Here is a 13181-nt window from a genome sequence, read left to right as displayed (position 1 = left end):
GCGGCGGGTTCACTCCGCGACATGCCGGGAATCGAATCCGAACCACTCAAATTCGCCTATTGGGTCCCCAATGTGAGCGGCGGTCTGGTCACGAGCGACATCGAGCAGCGGACCGACTGGGGATACGAGTACAACCGGGATCTCGCCGTCCTCGCGGAGAACAGCGGGTTCGAATACGCATTGAGCCAGGTCCGCTACACGGCCAGCTACGGTGCCGCCTACCAGCACGAATCGACCGGATTCAGCCTCGCGCTGCTGCTCGCGACGCAGCGGCTGAAGGTGATCGCGGCGATCCATCCCGGACTGTGGCATCCCGGGGTGCTCGCGAAGTTCATCGCCAGCGCGGACGTGATCTCCGGCGGTCGCGCGGCGGTCAACGTGGTCAGCGGCTGGTTCAAGGACGAATTCACGAACCTCGGTGAACCGTGGCTGGAACACGACGAACGATACCGTCGTTCCGAAGAGTTCATTCGCGTACTGAAGGAACTCTGGACGAACGACCACGCCGAATTCGCCGGCGATTTCTACCGGATCCACGATTTCGACATCAAACCCAAACCGGTCGGCCGTCCGCATCCGGAGATCTTCCAGGGCGGCAACTCCACCGCGGCGCGGAAGCTCGCGGGCCGGGTGTCGGACTGGTACTTCAGCAACGGCAAGGACTTCGACGGTTTCAGCGAACAGGTCGAGGAGGTCCGCGGTTACGCGGCCCAGAACGACCACGCCGTCCGCTTCGGGCTCAACGGCTTCCTGATCGCGCGGGAGACCGAGAGCGAGGCGAAGGCCGTGCTGCGGGAGATCGTCGAGAAGGCGAACTCGGACGCCGTCGAGGGCTTCCGCAACGCCGTCAAGCAGGCGGGAGGCTCCACTTCGGACAAGAAGGGGATGTGGGCCGACTCGGAGTTCAAGGATCTGGTGCAGTACAACGACGGCTTCCGCACCGGGCTGATCGGCACGCCGGAGCAGATCGCGGACCGGGCGATCGAGTACAAGAAGCGCGGGGCGAACCTGCTGCTGCTCGGCTTCCTGCACTACCTGGAGGACGTCGAGCACTTCGGAAAGCACGTGCTTCCGGTGATCCGGGCGAAGGAAGCGGACCTGGAACGAGGCGCCGCCACCCCGGAACCCCTCGTCACTTCCGCCCCCTGACCCCTACGCAATTCGGCACCTGGTTGCGATCGTTGCGCGCGGCAAGGATCGCAACCAGGTGCCGAATTGCGGGGTTTTAGGGCAGGTAGACGGTCTGGCCGGGGTGCATGGTCGGGCCGCAGTCCTTGAGCGGGCCGCCGAAGCGCGCCGCCTCGACGTCCGGAAGGGTCTTCGCGGCGTACTCCTGGACGGCCTTCAGCTTCTCGGGGCTGGAGACGGCGTCCTTGCGCACGAAGTCACCGTTGCGCGGCCCGCTGCCCGGGTACACGAAGATCGGCTCGTAGTCGCGGTCGATCCGCGGGTCGACGGTGATGCCGTTGCCGGCGGCCCACGGGCCCCACGAGTGGATGAAGGTCGGCTTGACCTTCTCGAACACGTAGTCGCGCAGCCCCGGCAGGTCGCCGTTCTTGAGGAAGTCCGCGACGTCGGCCTCGACCAGCCCGGCCATGTCGACCAGGTGCAGGCGGCTGGTCATCGACGAACCGCCGAGGTCGGGCAGCAGCAGCGACGCCTGCTGGAGGCCGAGGATGTCGGCCATGGTGTTGAAGCCGCGGCCGAAGCGGTCGGCGATGAGGCACGCGGGCACCGTCGGGACCTCTTGGAACTTCTTCGACGCCGACGCGAAGCCCATCCCGGACGGGATCGCGGCGGCGACCAGCACGAGGACCACGACGGTCCGCAACACGGCACGCGACCGGCGCAGGAGTTCGCCGGCGGCCAGCGTTCCCGCCAGCACGGCGAGGATCCAGATCGGGGTCGCGAACCGGTGCTGGCCCATCCAGTCCGGGACCATCACGCCGTACGCGATGATGCCCAGCGCCAGCGGCACCAGCAGCGCGATCAGACTGCGCCGCCACTCCGCGCGGACGAGCGCGTATCCGATGGTCAGCGCCAGCAGGATCGTCCCGGCGACACCCGCGTAGCCGACCAGTTCGAAGGGCTGCTTCAGCGCCGAAAGCCCGGGCAGGCCCTGCCCCTTCGCGATGGACGGGTTCGCCAGCAGCCTGCCGAACTCCGTGATCCGCCAGGCCAGGTACGCCCCGAACGGGATCGCGAACGCGACCACCGACACCACGACCAGCTTGACGCTCTGCCCGAGGAGCGGCTTCCGCAGCTGGAACAGGACGACGAGCGGGTACGCGCCGCCGTAGATCAGCCCTTCGGGGCGGGTCAGCGCGGCGAACGCGACCAGCACCCCGGACCAGATGGCGACCTTCGCGGTGAGCACGGTGTCCTTGCGCACGGCCACGAACAGCAGGGCGGCGAGCCAGGCGACGGCCATCCCGAACAGGGAGTTCTCCAGCCCGGAGATCGTCCAGATGACGAACGACGGGATCGCGGCCAGCGTCAGCCCGACGACCAGCGTCGCCAGCCAGGCGAAGCGCGCGAAGATCTGCTTCGCCACGATGTGGCACGCGGCCAGCGTCCCGGCGGTGAACAGGAGCCCCAGCAGCTTCGGGAACAGCACGTAGTCGGGAACGCCGAACAGCATGCCGCTGTCGAAGACGCCGACGAGCTTGCCGAGCACCAGCGCCACCAGCCACGTCGAGTTCGACCAGCCCTCGACCGACGGCTGCCCTTGCTGCAACACCGGGCCGAGCCCGTCGGCGAAGCTGCGCGCGTAGGAGAAGGTGATGGCCGCGTCGTCGACGATCCAGTGGCCGTAGAGAGTGGCGTGCCAGGCCAGGGCCGCGACACCGGCGAGCACCGCCAGGTACGGCGCGACACGGGCGGCCAGGCCACGACGGGCCGGCGTCTCCGCCGGGTCGGGCACGTCTTGTTCGGAAGCTTCGCTGAGTGCGCTCGCCGTCATGTCCCCGTCTTTGCCTTTTCGCTCACGTGCCGTCGCCGAAACTGTAGCCAATACCCCATTGGCCGCCTACGACACGTCATATCCAGGCGTGATCCGCGCCACACTCTCCTGATCAGGAGCGTGTGGCTCGAACTGAGGTCGACCGGGTGAGCGAGGAAACGTGCGCGCGCTTCTTGTCGGCCGAAGGCCTCGGATTTGCGGAGGCGGGCCGCCGCCCCGGCTCGGTGAGTGCCTGGCAGATGCCGCGGCCCGGCCGCGGAAATCCGAAAACGCGCTTCAAGAGACACTGATCAGGAGAGATGCGAGATGTCGTTCACCAACCGCACCGACGCGTTGCCGTCCGGGTAGAACTCGACGATCGAGAGCGACGCCAGGTCCAGATGCAGGCGGAACAGCAGCGACGGCCCGGCGTCCAGGCCCATCCGCAGCAGGGCCTTGATCGGCGTGACATGGCTGACCAGCACGAGCGTCCGCCCGCCGTACTTCGCGATCAGTTCGTCGCGGGCCTTGCGGACCCGCCGGTGCACGCCGTCGAAGCTTTCGCCGCCCGGCGCCGCGATCGAGGTGTCGGACAGCCAGCTGGTCTGGAACTCGGGGTCGCGCTCCATCGCCTCTGTGAAGGTGAGGCCTTCCCAGTCGCCGAAGTCGGTCTCGATCAGCCCCGGATGGGTCTCGACCCGGCCGCCGAGCGCGTCCGCGATCGCCTGCGCGGTCTGCTGGGTGCGGATCAGCGGCGAGGCGATGATCGGCGCGGCTTCGCCGTCGACGACCAGGCCCTCCATCGCGCCGAGACGTTTCGCGGCGGCGGCGGCCTGCTGTTTGCCGTGCTCGGTGAGGGGCACGTCGCCGCGGCCGGAGTAGCGCTTCTCGACCGACATCGCCGTCTGGCCGTGCCGCACGAGGAGCAGCTTGGTCGGCGTCCCGGTCGCGCCGGTCCAGCCGACCGGGCTGACCCTGTCCTGCTTCACGGTCTTCGGTGCTTCCGGCCGCTTCTCGGCCTCACGGCCGGCGTCCATGGCCTCGTTCGCGAGCCCGTCCGCGTGGGAGTTCTCCGCGCGGGGAATCCACTCGTAGCGCACGCGGGAAAACCCGGCGGCCAGCTCCTTGGCCTCGGCGTTCAGCGGCTGCATCGACGGGTGCTTGACCTTCCAGCGCCCGGACATCTGTTCCACCACGAGCTTCGAGTCCATCCGGACGTCCACTGTGGACGCTCCGAGCTCGGCGGCCGCGGCGAGCCCGGCGATCAGGCCGGAGTACTCGGCGACGTTGTTGGTCGCGATGCCGACGTACGCCTTGCGCTCGGTGAGCACCTCGCCGGTGGCCGCGTCCTTGACGACCGCGCCGTATCCGGCGGGGCCGGGGTTGCCCCGCGAGCCACCGTCGGCCTCGACGAGTACGTGGTCGGTCACAGGCCGGACTCCAGGGTGCGCACCAGGATGGCGCCGCAGTTCTCGCACTGGATGACGTTGTCCTCAGGGGCGGCCTTGATCTCGCCGATCTCGCGGCGGTCGATGTCGAGCTGGCAGGCACCGCAGCGGCGGGACCGCAACAGCGACGCGCCGATACCCTTCTGGGCCCGGATCCGCTCGTAGAGCTTCAGCAGGTCTTCCGGGAACCGCGGCAGGAGCTTGGCGCGGTCCTCGTCACGGCGCGCCGTCGTGGTGTCGAAGTCGGCGAACTGCTCGTCACGACGGCGGATGGCTTCGGCGACCTCGTTCTCGGCCTTCGCGACCTCCGCGCTGGTGCGCTGGGCGTCGAGCTCGAGCGCCTCGCGACGCTCCATCAGTTCGAGCAGGTCGTCCTCGAGCGCGGACTGGCGCCGGTTGAGACTGTTCAGCTCGTGCTCGATGTCGGTCATCTGCTTCGCCGCGACGGAACCGGATTCGAGGAGCTTGCGGTCGCGGTCGCCGCGAGCGCGCACCGACTCGATCTCCTTCTCCTGCCGGGCGATCTCGCGGTCGAGGTCGGACGCCGCGGTCTGGACCGAGACCAGCGCGTCACGTCGTTCGCGCACCGTCTTCTCACCCGCGTCGATCTCGGCGATCTCCGGCAGGGTGCGGCGGCGGTGGGCGGTACGCGAGAGTTCGGCGTCCACCTTCGCGAGTTCGAGCAGCTTGCGCTGGACGGCGGGGTCGGCCTTCACGGTGCTCCTTGGATTCTTAGTGCGCGGTTCGGGTGGCCCGTAGCGTCCACGGGTCGGTGCACCTCGTGGAGACGTGAACATCGACGTTACCCGCTAAGGCGGCCCGGACGACGGCCGAGGCTTGCTCGCACCACGGCCACTCGCTCGCCCAGTGCGTGACGCCGACCAGGGCGGGGACTTCGGCGATCTCGGCGAGGTGCTCGCCGGCGGGATGATGCCGGAGATCCGCGGTGACGTACGCGTCGACACCGGCGGCGGTGGCACGCTTGAGATAGCTGTCGCCGGAACCGCCGGACACGGCGACGCGGCGGATCGGGCGAGCCGGGTCGCCCGCGCCGTAGACGCCGGGTTCCGTGCGGGGCAAGGCGTTCGCGACGCGTTCGACGAAGATGGAAAACGGTTCGGGCGCGGGCAGTTCACCGATGCGGCCGATACCGGTGACACCGTCCTCGCGGGGGTCGAGCGGGCCGAGGACCGTCAGGCCGATGGCGTCGGCGAGCGCGTCGGAGACGCCGGGTGACGCGGAATCGGCGTTGGTGTGCGCGCAGTAGAGCGCGACACCCGCACGGATGAGACGGTGCACGAGGCGCCCTTTGGTGCTGTCGGCCGGGACGCCGTGGACGCCGCGCAACAGCAGCGGGTGATGCGCGACGATCAGCTGCGCGCCGCCTTCGATGGCCTCTTCGACGGTCTCGTCGACCGGGTCGACGCAGAACAGCACCTTGTCCACGTTCTCGGCCGGGTCGCCGCAGACGAGACCGACGGCGTCCCACGATTCGGCGAGTTCGGGCGGGTACGCCTGCTCGAGGGCGGCGATGACTTCGGCTAACGCGGGCACCCGGCGATTTTCGCATGTAGCGTTTCCGGGCATGCGACTTCGGGTGCTCTGTGCCGCTTTGTTGCTTCTCGTGGTGATACCCGCGCCGGCGTCGGCGTCTCCGGGACTCTGGAAGCTGACCGACCTGGCTGCTCAGCGCGTGCAGATCGCCGACAAGGTCGCCGCCGCGAAGTTCGGCACGCCTTCGCCGATCGACGATCCGGTGCGCGAACAGCAGATCCTCGACTCGATGGCGGCGAAGGCGCCCGGCCTCGGTCTCGACGCGGACGGCGTGGTGCGGTTCTTCCGCGACCAGATCGAGGCGAACAAGGTCGTGCAGCGCGGCCTGTACGCGCGGTGGACCGAGCACCCGGACACGCGGCCGCCCGGGCGACCCGACCTGGCGACCGAGGTGCGGCCGGTGATCGACCGGCTCAACGCGGGCCTGCTCGCCGAACTCGGCACGACCCGGGACGCGCGGACGCGACGGTCGTGCGATGTGCGGCTCGCGGTCACGGTGCGGCTGGTCGACGCGCGGCGCGGGCTGGACCGGTTGCACTCGGTCGCGCTCGGGGAGTCGGTGCGGTCGGCCTGCTCGCGCGCTTGATCGCGTCCTTGGTCGCGTCCTTGGTCGCGGCGGGAGCAGGGGACCTTTGCTATCGCGCTGCCGCTGACCTGCGGAAAGGGAGCGGGGGACCTTTGGTGTCGTGTTCCCGGCGGTGGGTGTGTGGAAATAGGGACGTTGAGTGTCCCTATTTCCACACACCCCGCACTCCGCGTAATGGTGCTGACTGACCGTGTGGATTTTGGTGCGTTGGATGACCAGAAATCCACACGGTCACCGGGAGCTGTCCTCGCCGCGTTGCTCCGCGAGAGCAAGGGACCTTTGCTATCGCCTCCGGGTCAGTCCAGCGCCTTCGCGTCCTTGTTGATCGCCCAGCGTCCGGCCGCGCGCATCACTCGGCCCGTCCACAGCATCGCCCGGTAGGCCTTCGTCGGGTGATCGGGGACTTCGGCGTGGCCGACCTGGTACGGCGCGACGGATGCGCTCGACCGGAGGTGCAACGGCATCCTGGTCATCGCCTCTTTCGGCGATCTCGCCTGGACGAAGTGGTGCTCCGACAGGATCCGCCCGACCTCGTAGGGGTGCGGATGCGTGACGGTGATGCGATACCAGCGGAGCCCGGTTGCCGCGGACTCGACGATGGGTGTTGGTGCGCTCATACGCGACCTTCCTGCGTGTTTCTCTCCAGGAGGTCTACTCCCGCTTCGTCCCGGCTTTCCAGCTTCGCGCGCCCGGTAGCCGTTCGGAGCCGGTGAGCGGTCGATCTCCGGCGGCCTTCACACTGATCGGGTGCTGCACATCGTCTTCGTCTGTTCCGGCAACATCTGCCGTTCCCCGATGGCCGAGCTCGTCTTCCGCGCGAAGGCCGAAGAAGCCGGTCTCGATCACCTCGTGCAGGTGTCCAGCGCGGGCACCGGTGGCTGGCACGTGGGCGAGGCCGCGGACAAGCGGGCGCGCGCGAAGCTGGCCGAACACGGTTATCCGACCGGTCACGTCGCGGCCGAGGTCGACCGCGGGCATCTGGCCGCCGATCTGCTGCTCGCGGCGGACGAAGGTCACCTGTCGTTCCTCCGGCGCAAGGTCGCGGACCAGGAGAAGGTCCGCCTGCTGCGTGAATTCGATCCGTCCGCGCCCGAAGGCGCCGAGGTCCCGGACCCGTACTACGGCGAGGACGACGGTTTCGAGGACGTCCTCGGCATGATCGAGCGGTCCGTTCCCGGCCTGCTCGACTGGGTGCGCGCACACGCCTGAGGCGGACCGCTTACCGTGGTGGGGTGCGGTTGAAGTTCCTGCTGAAGCCCGGGTGGCTGGCGTTGACGTTGGTGGTGTTCACCTTCGCCATCACCTGCTTCACCCTGCTCGCGCCGTGGCAGTTCTCCCGCAACACCGAACGCGAGCACCAGAACGCGGCGCTGCGGGAGTCGTTCTCCGGGCAGCCGCGGTCGCTGGACCAGCTGCTTCCCAACGGTGCGGCCCCTGATCAGCGCACCGAATGGCATCTGGTCGCGATGAAGGGCACGTACCTTCCGGAGGGCGAGGTCGTAGCCCGTCTGCGCTCTGTACAGGGCGAAGCGGCCTACGAGGTCCTGACGCCGTTCCGCACCGGCGAGGGCACGATCGTGCTGGTGGACCGCGGGTACGTCCGGCTCGACGACAAATCGCGCGCGCTCCCCTTCGCCCCGCCTCCCACCGGCACGGTCGACATCGTCACGCGGGCACGTCACGACGAGAGGGACGGCAAGAACCGCGACGCGTTCGCCGACGAGTCGACGGGCGGGAAGCTGCAGAGCTACGTCGTCGATTCCCAGGTCGTCGCGCGGGCCGCGAAGCTGGACATCCGGCCGGGCTACTTCCAGCTCGATGTGAACCAGCCCGGTGTGCTGGGCGCGCTACCGCTGCCGCAGACCGACGCCGGACCGTTCTTCTCCTACGCGCTCCAGTGGATCGCTTTCGGGGCCATGGCGTTGATGGGCTGGCTGTACTTCACCGTCCGCGAGCTGAAGCCGGGTGGCGTGCTGACCACGGACCGGCCGCAGCGGCGCAAGAGTGTCGCGGAGATGCTGGCCGAGGACGAACGCTCCGAAGTGGCCACCTGATCTGGCGCGAAAATGGCCCTTTTACCGGTCCATTTGGCGTGTTCGGATGCGATCATGCTGATTCACCCGTGGGACGCCGCCCACGACGACGCCGAATGGCAGGCCTGGCTCTCCACCCACGACTTCGGCCAGCTGATCGCCGGAGGCGCGGGCCGTGACCTGCCGATCGTCAACCCGGTTCACTTCGTCTTCGACGGCGACCGGACGGTCCTGCTGCATCTCGCGCGGCCGAACCCGGTCTGGCCGCTGCTGGAGGAACACCCGCGCGCGCTGCTGTCGGTGATCGACGACCACACCTACATCCGCTCCGGCTGGAACACCCCCACCGACCCGCCGCACGGTGTCCCGACGTCGTATTACGCGTCCGTCCAGCTCGAATGCGACGTCCGGCTGATCGACGACGCGGTGGAGAAGGCCACGCTGCTGGACCGCCAGCTGGCGCACTTCGAGCCATCCGGGGAGCGGGTCGCGGTGAGCGCCACCGAGGCGCCGGACAAGCGGCTGCTCCCCGGCATCCGCGGGGTCGAGCTGACCGTGACGGGGGTGCGGGCGAAGTTCAAGTTCGGCGGCAACAAGCAGCCTGCCGACCGGTCCCGGATCGACGCGGAGCTGGCGCGGCGCGACGGCCCGATGGACGCGCGGGCGCGGGCGCAGCTGGCGCGGCGGGAGCGATAGCAAAGGTCCCCTGCTCCCTTTCCGCAGGTCAGCACCCGCGCGATAGCAAAGGTCCCTTGCTCCCTTGCGCGGTGACCGTGTGGATTTCTGGTCATCCAACGCACCAAAATCCACACAGTCAGTCAGCACCGCTACGCGGAGTGCAGGGTGTGTGGAAATAGGGACACTCAACGTCCCTATTTCCACACACCCGCCCGCCGGGAACGCGATAGCAAAGGTCCCCCGCTCCCCCGGCCGGCGAAACCGCAGGTCAGCGCCGCCGTCGCCGAAGCCCGACGAGACCCGCCAGCACCACCGAGCTGATCGCGCCCAGCCAGCCGACCACTCGCGACAGCTCCACGGCCCGCGTCACGTGTCCGGCGTCCGGGTTGCGGCCGATACCGAGCACCGGCAGTTCCTCGACGCCGTGCGGGTACACGGTCCGCCCGCCGACGCGGATCTCGAGCGCCCCGGCGAAGGCGGCCTCGACGCGGCCCGCGTTCGGGCTCGGGTGAGCGGTCGTGTCCCGGCGCCAAGCGCGCCACGCGCCGCCCGCCGAGCCGCCGACGACCGGGGCGGCGAGGACGGTCAGCCCGGCCGCGACCCGAGTGGGGACGAGATGGACGATTTCGTCCAGCCGCGCGACGAACCAGCGGTAGCGCTCGGGTCGTCCCCGGCCGAGGCCGCGCAGCAGGCTGATCGCGCGCGAGCCGAGGAGGCCGGGGACGCCGGCGAGCGCTCCCCACACCAGCGGCGCGATGACGACGTCCGCGGTGTTCTCGGCGAGCGTTTCCACCGAGGCGCGTGAGAGGCCGATGACGCCGAGGTCGTCGGCGACGCGGGGGTCCAGTGTGGACAGTGTGCCGCGTGCGGTTTCGAGTTCGCCTTCTTCGAGGTCCCGCGCCAGCGACGTGCCGTGCGCGGCCAGGCCGGCGGCGCCGAGGACGGCCCAGGTGGTCACCGCGGTCGTGGTCGCCTGCAGGACGGGGCTGCGCCGTCCGGCGCGTTCGGCGAGCACGCCCGCCAGCACGGCGGAACCCGCGAGGCCGCCGGTCCAAAGTACTCCGACCGCCGGATGCTTCGACCGGACTTTCGCGTCCACCGCCGAAGCCGCCCTGGCGAACGCCGTCACCGGACGCCGTGACCGGGGATCCCCGATCGCCCCGTCGGCGGCCACCCCCAACACCAAGCCGATCGCGCGCGCCGCGCTCACCGTCGCCCCCCGCATGCAGTATCCCTCGAAGACCTGCAGAGATTACTCGAAGATCATCCGTCCAGAAGGACGGCCATCTCGTCACGCGCCTGGATGACGATGTCCCGCATCGCGCGTTCGGCCCGGTCAGGGTCGCCGGCGTCGATGGCGGCCGCGACCTCGACGTGCAGTGCGACGGCCTCGGGCTGCGGCTCCTCCGGCATCAGCCCGTGCCCGGTGCGCCCGGCGAGCACTTCGGCGACGACCGCCGAAAGCTGCGCGAACATCGGGTTCCGCGACGAGGAAAGCAGCAGATCGTGGAAGGCGACGTCGTGCCCCAGGAAGGTCTCGAGGTCCCGCTGGTGCGCCGTTTCCTCCAGTCGCTTCGCCAAGGCCCGGAGACGGCCGCCCTCTTCCGGTGTCGCCCGCAGCGCGGCGTACCGGGCGGCGCACGGTTCGACGCCGGAGCGCAGTTCGGTCAGGGTTCGCAGCGCGGTCTTCCGCTCGGCTCCGTCGAGTTGCCAGCGGAGCAGTCTCGGGTCGTAATGGTTCCAGTCTCGCGGCTCGCGCACGATCAGCCCGACCCGGCGCTTGCTGCTGGTCAGGCACATCGTTTCGAGGACGCGTACCACCTCGCGCGCCACCGTGCGGGACGCGCCGAACCGTTCTTGGAGCTCCTCCGAACGCAGCACGGAGCCTGGCGGAAGCCGCCCGTTCGCGATCGCTGAGCCGAGCGCGTCGAGCACTTCGGCATGCCTGTCGTTGCCCACCAGGTGACCCTAGCGTTCTGACTCGATTAAGTAGTACTTCATCTTGCTTAAGTAGTACTTTTGAGCTGTACTCGTCCCGGCTACAACGACGTGGGAGGTACGGATGACCGTCATCGTGGTGATGGGCGTTTCCGGCTCGGGCAAGACGACCGTGGGCACGGCACTCGCCGAACGCCTCGGCGTCGACTACGCCGAAGCGGACACGTTCCATCCGAAGGCGAACATCGACAAGATGAGCTCCGGCCACCCGCTGAACGACGAAGACCGGCAACCCTGGCTCGAAGCCATCGCCGCCTGGATCTCCGACCACGAGTCCTCCGGCGGCGTCGTGACGTCTTCCGCGCTCAAGTTCCGCTACCGCGACATCCTGCGCGGCGGCGGCGACGTCTGGTTCCTGCACCTGCACGGCGACCGCGACCTGCTCGCCGACCGGATGAAGACCCGCTCCGGCCATTTCATGCCGGTGTCCCTTTTGGACTCCCAGCTCGCCGACCTCGAGCCGCTGCGCCCGGAGGAGCGCGGCCTCGTCGCCGACATCGCGAAAAAGCCGGAAGAAATCGTCGAAACCGCCCTCTCCGCTTTCGAGGACCGCTCATGACCACCACCCTCGCCGCCGCCTGGACCGGCCACGACACCCGTCTCATCGGCGCGACGGTGCTCGCCATCGCCGTGATCGTCGTCCTGATCACCAAGGCGAAGCAGCATCCGTTCCTGGCCCTCATCCTCGGCTCCGGCGTGCTCGGGCTCGTCGGGGGCATGCCGGTGGACAAGCTGATCAAGAGCTTCAGCTCCGGTGTCGGTTCCACCGTCGCCTCGGTCGGCGTACTGATCGCGCTCGGCGCGATGCTCGGCAAGCTGCTCGCCGATTCCGGCGGCGCCGACCAGATCGTCGACACCATCCTGCGCCGCGCGGGCGATCGCACCCTGCCGTGGGCGATGGCACTGGTCGCCGCGCTGATCGGCCTGCCGATGTTCTTCGAGATCGGCCTGGTCATGCTGATCCCAGTGATCCTGCTGGTCGCCAAGCGCACCGGGAAACCGTTGCTGCTGCTGGGAATCCCCGCACTCGCCGGCCTTTCGGTGCTGCACGGCCTCGTCCCGCCGCACCCCGGCCCGCTCGCCGCCGCGGGCGCGCTGAACGCGAACGTCGGCCTCACCCTGGCCTTCGGCCTGCTCGTCGCGATCCCGACGGTGATCATCGCCGGACCGCTGTTCGGCAGGCTGGCCGCGAAGATGGTCCCGGACGCCGTCGCGCCGGAGCGACTCGTCCCGGAATCGTCCTCTTCGGACGGGCGGCGGCCCGGTTTCCTCGCGACGCTGTCCACCGTGCTGCTGCCGGTCGTGCTGATGATGGGCAAAGCACTCGCGGACATCCTGCTGGAGAAGGAAAACCACCTCCGCCGTGTGCTGGACTTCATCGGCGACCCGCTGGTGGCGCTGCTCGCCGCGGTCCTGCTCGGCATGCTCACCCTCGGCAAGTCCGCGGGCTTCACCCGGGACAAGCTGTCGTCCACGGTGGCCGATTCGCTCCCGCCGATCGCCGGCATCCTGCTCATCGTCGGCGCGGGCGGCGGGTTCAAGCAGACCCTCGTGGACGCCGGGGTCGGCAACGTCATCACCAGCCTGGCCACCGGTGCGAACCTGTCGCCACTGCTGCTCGGCTGGCTGGTCGCGGTCGCGATCAGGCTCGCCACGGGCTCCGCGACGGTCGCGACGGTGTCCGCCGCCGGCATCGTGGCCCCGCTCGCGGCGACGATGGACCCGTCGCACAGCGCGCTGCTGGTGCTGGCGATCGGCGCCGGCTCGCTGTTCTTCTCCCACGTCAACGACGCCGGATTCTGGCTGGTCAAGGAGTACTTCGGGCTTTCGGTCGGGCAGACGCTGAAGAGCTGGTCGATCATGGAGACGGTCATCTCCGTGGTCGCGATCGCGCTGATCCTGCCGCTGGGCGCGCTCCTGTAGCGACCACCGGTTGACACGTG

The 13181-nt window shown here is 69.1% G+C and carries 14 protein-coding genes; 7 read left to right on the top strand and 7 right to left on the bottom strand.

Features of this window, described 5'->3' with window-relative positions; all coding sequences use genetic code 11:
* The first annotated feature begins 21 nt into the window (after positions 1–21).
* Positions 22–1149 carry a dimethylsulfone monooxygenase SfnG gene (sfnG, locus tag ACLJO0_RS11415; protein ID WP_410578100.1) on the top strand — a complete coding sequence of 376 codons (1128 nt, stop codon included), beginning with the start codon at positions 22–24 and terminating at the stop codon, positions 1147–1149.
* Positions 1150–1225: 76 nt separating this feature from the next.
* Here sfnG and ACLJO0_RS11410 read toward each other — a convergent pair whose 3' ends face one another.
* From ACLJO0_RS11410 to ACLJO0_RS11395, 4 genes are all read right to left on the bottom strand, one after another.
* Positions 1226–2962 carry a hypothetical protein gene (locus ACLJO0_RS11410; RefSeq protein WP_410578098.1) on the bottom strand — a complete coding sequence of 579 codons (1737 nt, stop codon included), beginning with the start codon at positions 2960–2962 and terminating at the stop codon, positions 1226–1228.
* A 290-nt stretch (positions 2963–3252) separates the two neighbouring features.
* Positions 3253–4371, bottom strand: coding sequence for a bifunctional RNase H/acid phosphatase (locus ACLJO0_RS11405; protein WP_410578097.1), 1119 nt, complete (start codon positions 4369–4371; stop codon positions 3253–3255).
* Positions 4368–5105 carry a zinc ribbon domain-containing protein gene (locus ACLJO0_RS11400; RefSeq protein WP_125796679.1) on the bottom strand — a complete coding sequence of 246 codons (738 nt, stop codon included), beginning with the start codon at positions 5103–5105 and terminating at the stop codon, positions 4368–4370. The genes ACLJO0_RS11405 and ACLJO0_RS11400 overlap by 4 nt, the downstream gene beginning before the upstream one ends.
* A 16-nt stretch (positions 5106–5121) precedes the next feature.
* Positions 5122–5943, bottom strand: coding sequence for a Nif3-like dinuclear metal center hexameric protein (locus ACLJO0_RS11395; protein ID WP_410578095.1), 822 nt, complete (start codon positions 5941–5943; stop codon positions 5122–5124).
* A 31-nt stretch (positions 5944–5974) separates the two neighbouring features.
* Here ACLJO0_RS11395 and ACLJO0_RS11390 point away from each other — a divergent pair, with 31 nt between their 5' ends.
* On the top strand, positions 5975–6529 hold the full coding sequence (locus ACLJO0_RS11390; protein ID WP_410578093.1) for a chorismate mutase: 555 nt from the start codon (positions 5975–5977) through the stop codon (positions 6527–6529).
* Positions 6530–6825: 296 nt separating this feature from the next.
* On the opposite strand, the gene ACLJO0_RS11385 is transcribed toward ACLJO0_RS11390, so the two are convergent.
* Complete coding sequence (locus tag ACLJO0_RS11385) at positions 6826–7146, bottom strand: hypothetical protein (protein ID WP_410578091.1); 321 nt, start codon at positions 7144–7146, stop codon at positions 6826–6828.
* A gap of 130 nt (positions 7147–7276) precedes the next feature.
* On the opposite strand from ACLJO0_RS11385, the gene ACLJO0_RS11380 reads away from it, so the two are divergent.
* From ACLJO0_RS11380 to ACLJO0_RS11370, 3 genes are read left to right on the top strand one after another with little or no spacing between them, the layout of a single operon-like run.
* Entirely contained in the window at positions 7277–7738 is a 462-nt protein-coding gene (locus ACLJO0_RS11380) for a low molecular weight protein-tyrosine-phosphatase (RefSeq protein ID WP_410578090.1), read from the top strand.
* A gap of 23 nt (positions 7739–7761) precedes the next feature.
* Positions 7762–8583: an SURF1 family protein gene (locus ACLJO0_RS11375; protein ID WP_410578088.1), complete on the top strand. Its 822-nt coding sequence runs from the start codon at positions 7762–7764 to the stop codon at positions 8581–8583.
* 54 nt (positions 8584–8637) lie between these two features.
* Positions 8638–9258 (top strand): FMN-binding negative transcriptional regulator, encoded by a 621-nt coding sequence (locus tag ACLJO0_RS11370; protein WP_410578086.1) that lies wholly within the window; start codon positions 8638–8640, stop codon positions 9256–9258.
* 250 nt (positions 9259–9508) lie between these two features.
* Here ACLJO0_RS11370 and ACLJO0_RS11365 read toward each other — a convergent pair whose 3' ends face one another.
* Together ACLJO0_RS11365 and ACLJO0_RS11360 are read right to left on the bottom strand one after the other, a co-directional pair.
* Positions 9509–10465 (bottom strand): cobalamin biosynthesis protein, encoded by a 957-nt coding sequence (locus ACLJO0_RS11365; RefSeq protein ID WP_410578084.1) that lies wholly within the window; start codon positions 10463–10465, stop codon positions 9509–9511.
* A gap of 38 nt (positions 10466–10503) precedes the next feature.
* A complete protein-coding gene (locus ACLJO0_RS11360) occupies positions 10504–11199 on the bottom strand; it encodes a FadR/GntR family transcriptional regulator (protein ID WP_410578083.1) in 696 nt (231 codons plus the stop codon).
* Positions 11200–11302: 103 nt separating this feature from the next.
* Here ACLJO0_RS11360 and ACLJO0_RS11355 point away from each other — a divergent pair, with 103 nt between their 5' ends.
* Positions 11303–11797, top strand: coding sequence for a gluconokinase (locus tag ACLJO0_RS11355; protein WP_410578081.1), 495 nt, complete (start codon positions 11303–11305; stop codon positions 11795–11797).
* Complete coding sequence (locus ACLJO0_RS11350) at positions 11794–13161, top strand: gluconate:H+ symporter (RefSeq protein ID WP_396565845.1); 1368 nt, start codon at positions 11794–11796, stop codon at positions 13159–13161. Before ACLJO0_RS11355 ends, ACLJO0_RS11350 begins: the two co-directional genes overlap by 4 nt.
* The last annotated feature ends 20 nt before the right edge of the window (positions 13162–13181 follow it).

Source organism: Amycolatopsis sp. lyj-108, assembly GCF_046549005.1.
In the GTDB taxonomy this organism is placed as follows: Bacteria; Actinomycetota; Actinomycetes; order Mycobacteriales; family Pseudonocardiaceae; genus Amycolatopsis.
The sequence above is the reverse complement of the archived record's forward strand: the minus strand, read 5'-3'. Positions and strand labels throughout refer to the sequence as shown.